We start from the raw sequence: 9059 nt of genomic DNA on the forward strand, positions 1-9059 counted from the left end.
CTGTTCGGCATGGTCGGGATGATCCTGCAGCATTACGGCGACACGTCCGGTCAGCACGGACCTGTCGAGTTCGCGGTACTGCTTGCCGACGAACAGCAGCGGTGCTCTTTCCAGCAACGCACGGCGACCGGAAGAATAGGCCACCACTGCCCCTTCCGGCGCGGCAATGGCCCGGCCGGCGCGGTAATACCGGACCGTGCTTTGCGCCGGGACACTGCCAGCCACTCTGACCGGGGCGAGCCAGGGATTGGCGGGATTGTTGGTCCCGCCTTCCAGTCCGGCAGCCTGCCATGCACCCACGAGGTATTCCAGCGTCCTGGTTTCACCCGCCGTGCCGGGCGCACGGCCTTCGAATTCATCGCTGGCGAGGACCGCGATATGCCTGGCGAGATCGGCTTCGATTGCGGACAAATCGTTCGACGGACCCGCCGGTCCGGCAGGCGGCATCGTGGCGCAGGCGGCCAGGGCAAGGCAAACGCCTGCGGCCAGCAGCAACCTGCCCGTGTTCCAAGCGCCCCCGATGTTCAAGACTGGTCTGTACCCCGAATCCGGACCGCTGCGCGATCACCTGTGCATCCGCACCGATTACTCCGCCGTCCAGCCGCCATCAATACTCCAGTTCGCGCCGGTCACATTACCCATCTCGGGGCGGCAGAGAAACACTACCAGCGCGCCGACTTCATCGGGCTGGACGAATTTCTTGGTCGGCTGTTTCGCCAGCAGGACATCGTTGATCACCTGATCGCGGGTCAGCCCGCGCGCTTTCATCGTATCGGGAATCTGCCCTTCGATCAGCGGCGTCCAGACATAGCCGGGACTGATGCAATTGGCGGTCACCCCGGTCTGCGCCAGTTCCAGCGCGATGGTCTTGGTAAAGCCGTCGAGGCCGTGTTTGGCGGCGTTATAGGCGCTCTTGAACGGCGATGCGGTCTTGGAATGGGCGCTGGCCGTGTTGATGATCCGGCCCCAGCCGCTTGCCTTCATGTGCGGAACAGCGAGCCGGACGGTATGAAACGCCGCGGTCAGATTGAGGGCGATGATCGCGTCCCATTTGCCGATGGGAAATTCCTCCACCGGCGCGACATGCTGCATCCCGGCGTTGTTGATCAGGATATCGACCGGACCTGCGCCGCGCATCAGATCCTCGCATCCTGCGGCGGTGGTCAGGTCGGCAGCGACGTGAGCCGCGCCCAGCTCCTCGCACAGGCGGGCGATTTCACCGGCGTCGCCGAATCCGTTGAGGACAATCTCCGCCCCCTCCGCCGCCAGAGCCCGCGCCATGGCGAGGCCGATGCCGGAAGTGGAACCTGTAACAAGTGCGCGTTTGCCGGAAAGGAACATGGAATATCCTCGAGATACGGGCGAAAGAAGGGTTGGAAATGCCGTTTTTGCGGGGCATGATCCGCCTGTCCAGTAATAACGCCGTGGCCGCAGTCCTTGGCCCGGTTTTCAACTTCTCTGTCGCAAGGGACGTGCAATGAAACTCAACCGGTTCAATCCAGGCAGCATTCGTGTTCGCGGCGGGGGTTCCTCCGGCGGGGGCTTTCCCGGTGGCGGCGGGGGCAAGATCGGCTGCGGAACCATCGTGGTCGCGGCGGTCGCCTATTTCGCGTTCGGCGCCGACCCGATGCAGACCATCGGCGCCATCGGAGAAATGCAGAACGGCGCGCCAAGTCAGCAGACCGCCGGGCCCGAGGGCACCGAGGTGTGCGAGACTGGCCCCTATGCGCTGGAAGCGTGCAATGCGCTCGGATCGCTCAACGAAACATGGCAGCCGCTGTTCAGCGAGGCGAACATTGCGTTCCAGCAGCCCGTTCTGACCCTGTTCAGCGGCGGCACCAGGTCCGCCTGCGGCGCGGCGTCAAGCGCGATGGGACCGTTCTATTGCCCCGCCGATCAGGGCATTTACATCGACACCAGCTTCTATGACACGATGGAGCGGCGGCTCGGCGCGGGCGGCGATTTCGCGCGCTATTACGTGATGGCGCACGAATACGGGCATCACATCCAGAACCTGACCGGAATGGCCAACCAGATTCGCAGTGTCCAGTCGCAGAGGCCCGCGCGGGCGAACGAATTGCAGGTGCGGATGGAACTGCAGGCCGATTGCTACGCCGGGGTCTGGGCCGGGCTCAACCGCAATCTGATCGAACCGGGCGACATGGAAGAAGGCATGACCGCCGCCGCCGCCATCGGGGACGATACCTTGCAGCGCAGCTCGGGCCAGCGGGTCAGCCCGGAAAGCTTCACTCACGGCACCAGTGCCCAGCGGATGGAATGGCTGCAACGCGGCCTGCAAACCGGCGACGAGGACCAGTGCGACACCTTCGCGGATTTGCAGGGTTAGAACTGCAGCGGCCCGACCCTATGAGGGGCCGGGCCGAATAATGCACGGGGGATGATTTCGGACTTCAGTCGCGGGAATTCCAGTCGGCAATCGCTTCGTCCAGCGATTTGAGCACTTCGGCGCGAATATCGTCCTGCATGTCCTTGTTCCGGGCAATTTCTGCCCGCGCTTCCATGAGTCCGGCGAGCGTGCTTGCCATCATGTCACTCTGGCAGAAAGCGGCGCCTTTCTGGCCTTCCTTGCAGTCCATTGCGAACCGGGTGATTTCGCCATTATCGTTCCGGAAGATCATCATTTCCTTCTTCGCATTGGCCAGTTCGCGCTTCACTTCAACCATAGTCTCCCGCACTTGGCGGCGGATTTTGACGCGTTCTTCATCGGACAATCCCTTGCCGCTGATCCGGTCTCCGTGCGGGGCCCAGGTCAATGCCTTCGGAGCGCCCGCGGCATTTGCCGGACCGTGGCCACTGAAGAGCAACATGCGCCGCTCCTTCCGGTCACCCGGCGCCGCGGCATCGCCATCCTTGCTACGCATCACGATCACTCGGCGCACTTGGCCCGAACCGTCATCCTTCGCTTCGATATCGTCGAATAGCGTATCGAATTCGCCGCTCGCGACCATTTCTTCAGCCGATGGCGGCAGTGGCGGTGCCGGCGGCTCGGGCGGCTGTGGTGCGTCCGGTGCCTGCGGCGGCAAAGGCGGTGCGGGCGGAACCGGCGGCTGCTCAGCGGTTGCGTCGCGGCCGCTCCTGGCTTCCGCATAGGAAATGGAGGCAGTCAGCGGCAAAGCCAACAGGCTGGCACCGATCAGAAGGCGCCCGGCAAGGCGGCGGCGCGGGGAAATATCGGACATGGAAATACTCCTCAAACGGTGGATGATACTCTTTTCACCAAGCACCGGGCAGGCCATCGGCGCGGCCAGGGCAAGATGCGGGCCGGCGGCGAAACCGGCGATTGTCTGGGCATAGGCGGCCCGGTCCTGCGCGCTCCTCCGGGCGATCACCCGGGCATCGCAGGCTGCCTCCTGATCGCGCCGCAATGCGCGCCAACCAAGCCAGGCGAGCGGATTGAACCAGTGGAGCGCGAACAGCGGCTGCACGGCCATATTGGCCAGCAGGTCGCCGCCCGAATGGTGCGCCAGTTCGTGCGCCAGCGCAAAATCGCGCTGCTCGCGGTCATACAGCGCCATGAACCCCGGCGGCAGGGCGACGACCTTGTCGAACACTCCGAAGGCCAGCGGAGCGGTTGCCTGCGGCGTTTCGATCAGCCGCACGGCGCCCGCCTCTCCCACCGGGCGGCCTTGGGCGAGCAGACTGCGGCGCATCCGGAAATAGCCGGAAAAGCGCACCACCAGAAAGATCGCCGCTCCGGCCAGCCATACGGTGAGCAGGATCGCGGCAATCGGCAGCGCGGACGCAGCGGGATCGGCGGCGACACTCGCGGCCTGCGCCGTGGGAAGTGCTGCCAGCTCGGCACTGTATTCGACGGTCGGAAGAATGGTTTGCTCCGGCGCGCCCCCGCCGAATGCTAGGCAAGCCGGCAGCACCAGCGGCGGCATGATCAGCCGCAGCAACGGCAGCGCCCACAGCGCATAGGCGGCCTTGGCCCCGAAATGACGCCCAACGGGGCGGCGGACCAGCAGGACCAGGCCGATCAGCGCACCGGTCCAGAGCAAGGTTTCGACAAGCCACTCGGTCATTTGCGCAGCTCCTTCAGCAAGGCTTCCATCTCTGCCAGATCATCCTCGGTCAGCGCCTCGGCTTCGGCCAATTGCGCAAACAGCGGTGCCGCGCGCCCGCCGAACAGCCGGTCCACCAGGCGGCGCGACTCGGAGCCGGTATATTCGTCCTTTTCCAGCAAGGGAGTATAGAGGAAACGTCGCCCGTCGGGCTCGGTCGCAACCGCATTCTTGGCGACCAGCCGGGACAGCAATGTCTTGACCGTGGCGAGGCTCCAGTCCCGGCGGGAACAGACTTCCTCGCAGATTTCGAGCGCGGTTTGCGGGCTGCGTTCCCACAGCGATTCCATCACCGCATATTCGGCTTCCGAAATCCGTTCGGGACCGCTGTCCCGCGTTTCGTCACTCGCCACCGGCATTTCCCAGCCTCCCCAGTCCCAGGCAACCGCCTGTGTGATTACATCTGTAGTTGATGACTACAGATGTAATCTGAATGCCTGATGAATAGCCCGCAAAACAGGAAAAAGCCGGGACGAGCCAAACAAAAAGGCCGGAGCAATCGCCCCGGCCCTTTCATGTTACGTTAGTCCCGAATACCCTCTAATCCGGATCAATACACCCGCTTTTTCGGCTTGATGTACTCCACATCGTCGGTGAGCGTGTATTCGTGGACCGGGCGGTAATCGATTTTTACCTCGCCGCCTTTGCCGCCCCAGCCTTCGAACCACACGGCGGTGTGCTTCATCCAGTTGGTGTCGTCGCGGTCGGGGAAATCCTCGTGCGCGTGGGCGCCGCGGCTTTCCTTGCGGTTGGCGGCGCTGGCGATGGTCACGCTCGCCTGCGCCATCAGATTGTCCAGTTCCAGCGTTTCGACGAGGTCCGAATTCCAGATCAGCGAGCGGTCGGTGACGTGGACATCCTCCAGCCGCTTGTTGGTCTTCTGCATCATCGCGACGCCTTCTTCGAGCAGCGCGGTGTCGCGGAAAACGGCGCAGTGTTTCTGCATCGTCTTCTGCATTTCGGCGCGCACTTCCGCGGTTGGCGATCCGCCCTTGGCGTTGCGGAAATAGTCGAGCCGGCCCAGCGCCATGTCCGCGCTGTCTTTCGGCAGCTCTGCCTGGGCGGAACCCGGCTTGATCAGCTCGGCCAGCCGGTGACCGGTCGCGCGGCCGAACACCACCAGATCGATCAGCGAGTTCGAGCCGAGACGGTTCGCGCCATGTACCGAAACACACGCCGCTTCGCCGACGGCGAACAGGCCCGGAACCACGGTTTCCGGATTGCCATCCGCCCCGATGGTCACCACTTCGCCGTGATAATTGCAGGGAATTCCGCCCATGTTGTAATGCACCGTCGGGGTTACCGGCAGCGGCTGGCGGGTCAGGTCCACTCCGGCAAAGATCTTGCCGCTCTCGGTGATGCCCGGCAGCCGTTCGGCCAGCACGGCAGGGTCGATATGGTCGAGGTGCAGGAAGATATGGTCGCCGTCCGGCCCCACGCCCCGCCCTTCGCGCATTTCCAGCGCCATGCTGCGCGATACGACATCGCGGCTGGCAAGATCCTTGGCGCTCGGCGCATAGCGTTCCATGAACCGTTCGCCTTCGGAATTGGTCAGATAGCCGCCCTCGCCCCGCGCGCCTTCGGTAATCAGCACACCCGCGCCGTAAATCCCGGTGGGGTGGAACTGGACGAATTCCATGTCCTGCAGCGGCAGACCCGCCCGCAGCACCATCCCGCCGCCGTCACCGGTGCAAGTGTGGGCGGAAGTCGCGGTGAAATAGCAGCGGCCGTAACCGCCGGTTGCCAGCACCACCGATTGCGAACGGAAGCGGTGGATCGAACCATCGTCCATGCATAGCGCGATCACGCCGACGCATCTGCCGTCCTTCATGATCAGATCGATGGCGAAATATTCGATGAAGAAATCCGCCGCGTATTTCAGGCTCTGCTGATACAGCGCGTGGAGCATGGCGTGGCCGGTCCGGTCCGCTGCGGCGCAGGTGCGCTGAACCGGGGGCCCCTCGCCCATGTTCTGCATGTGCCCGCCGAACGGCCGCTGGTAAATCGTTCCGTCTTCATTGCGGGAAAACGGCACGCCGGCGTGTTCCAGCTCGTACACCGCCTGCGGGGCCTCACGCACCAGATATTCGATTGCGTCCTGATCGCCCAGCCAGTCGGCACCCTTGACCGTGTCGTACATATGCCACGACCAATGGTCAGGCGTGTTGTTGCCCAGCGAGGCGGCGATGCCGCCCTGCGCAGCGACCGTGTGCGAGCGGGTCGGGAAGACCTTGGAGATATTGGCGGTGCGCAGGCCGGATTCGGCAGCGCCCATCGTGGCGCGCAGGCCGCTGCCGCCCGCACCGACGACGACAACGTCATAGGTGTGGTCGATGATCTTGTAGGCCGGTGCCGAGTTGGGGGCGGATGCCATTAAAGTGCTCCTCCAAGAGCAAGACGGACAATACAGAAAATGCCGAACGCGCCGCCGCCGATGGCAGCCAGGTTGAGCAGCAGCAGCACGGCGAATTTATTGCCCGCATCGTGAACATAGTCTTCGGCCAGCACCTGCAGGCCGAGCCGCGCGTGCCAGAATGTGCTGATGATCAGCAGCACCATCGCGGTCGCCGGGACCGGCCTCGCCAGATATTCGCTGACCGAAACGTAACCGAGGTCCGGCAATAGGACCAGTGACGTCACGAACCACAGCACCAGCAGCAGATTGCCGACCGCGGTGAAGCGTTGCAGCAGCCAGTGATGCGCGCCTTCGTGCGAGGAGCCGAGGCCGCGTACGCGGCCGATCGATGTTCCGTTACCCATGGTTCCGTATCCTCACTTGAGTAGCAGCAGCGCCCAGAAACCAGCCGTCAGCACAATGCCGATAACCGGGCTGGCGACCGACCAGAATTTGTTGGTATCCAGTTCGTAGCCCGCGCCGATATCCATCACGAAATGGCGCAGGCCCGAACACATATGCGAAAAAAAGGCCCAGCTGATGCCGATCAGGACCAGCTTGAGCACGATCTTGATCACCGAGGCGATAATCGCCGCGCCGCTCCATTCGAGGGTGCCGAGGTCCGGCCAGACCCATCCGGCGAACGCGGCATAGGCTTCCGGCCCGCTGGCCAGGGCGCCCAACCACCACAGCAGGATGCCCAGACCCGCCAGCGCCATCCCGTCCCCGGTCACCCGGTGGAGGATGGAAACCACCATGTGCGGGCCCCATTTCCAGATCTGCAGATGCGGTGATAGCGGGCGCTGTGCCATGTGACGTTTCCAATATCCAACCTGTGGCGCCTTCCTTAGCGAAACGCCGTACATAGGCAAGACGTGCAAATTTGCGGATTGCCAACCGGTTGCTTCCGCTCGACAAGGCGGCCAGGTTTAGGGGCCAGGTTTCGGGGCCAGGTTTCGGGGCCAAGTTTCGGGGCCAGGTTTCAGGATAGCCCCAGTTTCGGGATAGTAAGGCGATGACAAATATCCTCCTCACGGGTTCGAGCCGCGGAATCGGCGCGGCCATTCGCGCCCAATTGGCCGTGCGCGGGGCGAAGGTCGTCGGCCACGCCACGCGCGCGCTGGACGCCGATACTCTCGCCGCCGACCTTTCGGATGCAGCGGCACCCAAGGAATTATGGGACGAGGCGCTGGGACGCTGCGGGGGCCGGGTGGACGTGCTCGTCAACAACGCCGGTATGTTCGCCGCCAACCCGGTCGATGACGGGGACCTGCAATGGCTCGACCGGTGGGAGGAAACATTGCGCGTCAATCTGACTGCCGCCGCGCAATTGTCCCGCTTTGCGGTGCGCCACTGGCAGGAATCCGGCAATTCTGGCCGCATCGTCCACATCGCCAGCCGTGCCGGACACCGCGGCGATTCGCCTGCGCACTGGCATTACGCGGCGGCCAAGGGCGGGATGCTGGCAATGCACAAGACCATCGCCCGTGCCTATGCCGCCCAGGGTATCCTCAGTTTCGCGATCACTCCGGGATTTACCGACACCGCCATGGCGGACGATTACCTCGCCAGCCGCGGCGGCCCGGGTCTGCTGGCGGACATCCCGCTCGGCCGTGTCGCCACACCGGAGGAAATTGCGCGCATCGCGGTGTTCTGCGCGCTCGACGCCCCGCCCAGCATGACCGGCACGACCATCGACGCCAATGGAGCAAGCTATGTTCGTTAGAATCGCTTTTGCCGCAGCGCTCGCCCTCACAGGCTGCACCGGCGTGGCTGCGCAACCTGTGGTATCGGCCGATACAGCTCCCGACATGGCGGAATGGTTCGCGGCTTGCGAGGACTGGGACAAATGGGACAAGGCAGCCCCGCCGTTCCTTGTCCATGGCAATAGCTATCACGTCGGAACCTGCGGCATTTCCGCCATTCTGATCACCGACCCCAAGGGACATATCCTGATCGATAGCGGCACGCAGGAGGGCGCCAAGATTGTCCTCGCCAATATCCGCGCGCTCGGCTTCAGGCCCGAGGAGATCAAATTCGTGCTTTCGAGCCACGAGCATTATGACCATGTCGGGGGCATGGCAGCGATACAGCAGGCCACCGGCGCGCGCGTAATTGCTGCGACCGACGTCGCCGCCAATGTCCTGCGCAGCGGCGAAGATTCCGATGAGGATCCGCAATCGGGCGATCATGCTCCCTTCGCGCCAGTGCCGAATGTCGAGGTGATGGAATCCCTGACTGTCGAAACTGGCGACCTGATTTTGACTCTGGTCCCCACGCCCGGCCACACTCCGGGCGCGGCCAGCTGGCAATGGGAGAGCTGCGATGAGGCGGGCGATTGCCGCACCATCGTCTATGCCGACAGCCTGTCACCCGTGAGCAGCGACGATTACCGCTTCTCCGACCATCCGGCCTATCTCGGGTATTATCGCGAAAGCCTTGCCCGCGTCGCAGCGCTCGATTGCGATATGCTGCTCACGCCGCACCCGTCTGCGAGCAGGATGCGCGACAAGCTGGCAGCGGGCGACCTCGCATCCGGCATGAATTGCCGCCAATTTGCCGCCTCCATCACAGATAGG

The 9059-nt window shown here is 63.8% G+C and carries 9 protein-coding genes and 1 pseudogene; 3 read left to right on the top strand and 7 right to left on the bottom strand.

All coding sequences use genetic code 11. The features are described from left to right. Window positions 1-447: pseudogene (locus U0988_RS08470) on the bottom strand (peptidase M28); the annotation flags it as partial. A 138-nt stretch (window positions 448-585) separates the two neighbouring features. Then, window positions 586-1341 (bottom strand): 3-hydroxybutyrate dehydrogenase, encoded by a 756-nt coding sequence (locus U0988_RS08475; RefSeq protein WP_322292186.1) that lies wholly within the window; start codon window positions 1339-1341, stop codon window positions 586-588. Between the two features lie 136 nt (window positions 1342-1477). Between U0988_RS08475 and U0988_RS08480 the strand changes: the two genes are divergently transcribed. Next, window positions 1478-2347: a neutral zinc metallopeptidase gene (locus U0988_RS08480; RefSeq protein WP_322292187.1), complete on the top strand. Its 870-nt coding sequence runs from the start codon at window positions 1478-1480 to the stop codon at window positions 2345-2347. A gap of 64 nt (window positions 2348-2411) precedes the next feature. Here the strand turns inward: U0988_RS08480 and U0988_RS08485 are convergent, their stop codons facing one another. The 5 genes from U0988_RS08485 to sdhC form a co-directional block, all read right to left on the bottom strand. Then, window positions 2412-4046 (bottom strand): M56 family metallopeptidase, encoded by a 1635-nt coding sequence (locus U0988_RS08485; protein WP_322292188.1) that lies wholly within the window; start codon window positions 4044-4046, stop codon window positions 2412-2414. Next, window positions 4043-4444 carry a BlaI/MecI/CopY family transcriptional regulator gene (locus U0988_RS08490; RefSeq protein ID WP_416172382.1) on the bottom strand — a complete coding sequence of 134 codons (402 nt, stop codon included), beginning with the start codon at window positions 4442-4444 and terminating at the stop codon, window positions 4043-4045. The genes U0988_RS08485 and U0988_RS08490 overlap by 4 nt, the downstream gene beginning before the upstream one ends. A gap of 191 nt (window positions 4445-4635) precedes the next feature. Beyond that, complete coding sequence (gene sdhA, locus U0988_RS08495) at window positions 4636-6459, bottom strand: succinate dehydrogenase flavoprotein subunit (RefSeq protein WP_322292190.1); 1824 nt, start codon at window positions 6457-6459, stop codon at window positions 4636-4638. Next, window positions 6459-6845, bottom strand: a complete 387-nt coding sequence (gene sdhD / locus U0988_RS08500) for a succinate dehydrogenase, hydrophobic membrane anchor protein (RefSeq protein WP_322292191.1) — start codon at window positions 6843-6845, stop codon at window positions 6459-6461. The genes sdhA and sdhD overlap by 1 nt, the downstream gene beginning before the upstream one ends. Window positions 6846-6857: 12 nt before the next feature. Continuing rightward, window positions 6858-7292: a succinate dehydrogenase, cytochrome b556 subunit gene (gene sdhC, locus U0988_RS08505; protein ID WP_322292192.1), complete on the bottom strand. Its 435-nt coding sequence runs from the start codon at window positions 7290-7292 to the stop codon at window positions 6858-6860. Window positions 7293-7495: 203 nt separating this feature from the next. On the opposite strand from sdhC, the gene U0988_RS08510 reads away from it, so the two are divergent. Beyond that, entirely contained in the window at window positions 7496-8206 is a 711-nt protein-coding gene (locus U0988_RS08510) for an SDR family oxidoreductase (RefSeq protein ID WP_322292193.1), read from the top strand. A gap of 43 nt (window positions 8207-8249) precedes the next feature. After that, window positions 8250-9059, top strand: an 810-nt coding sequence (gene bla / locus U0988_RS08515) for a subclass B3 metallo-beta-lactamase (protein WP_322292194.1), incomplete at its 3' end; no start/stop codon positions are given.

This window comes from Allopontixanthobacter sp. (assembly GCF_034376665.1).
Classification (GTDB): Bacteria; Pseudomonadota; Alphaproteobacteria; order Sphingomonadales; family Sphingomonadaceae; genus Allopontixanthobacter.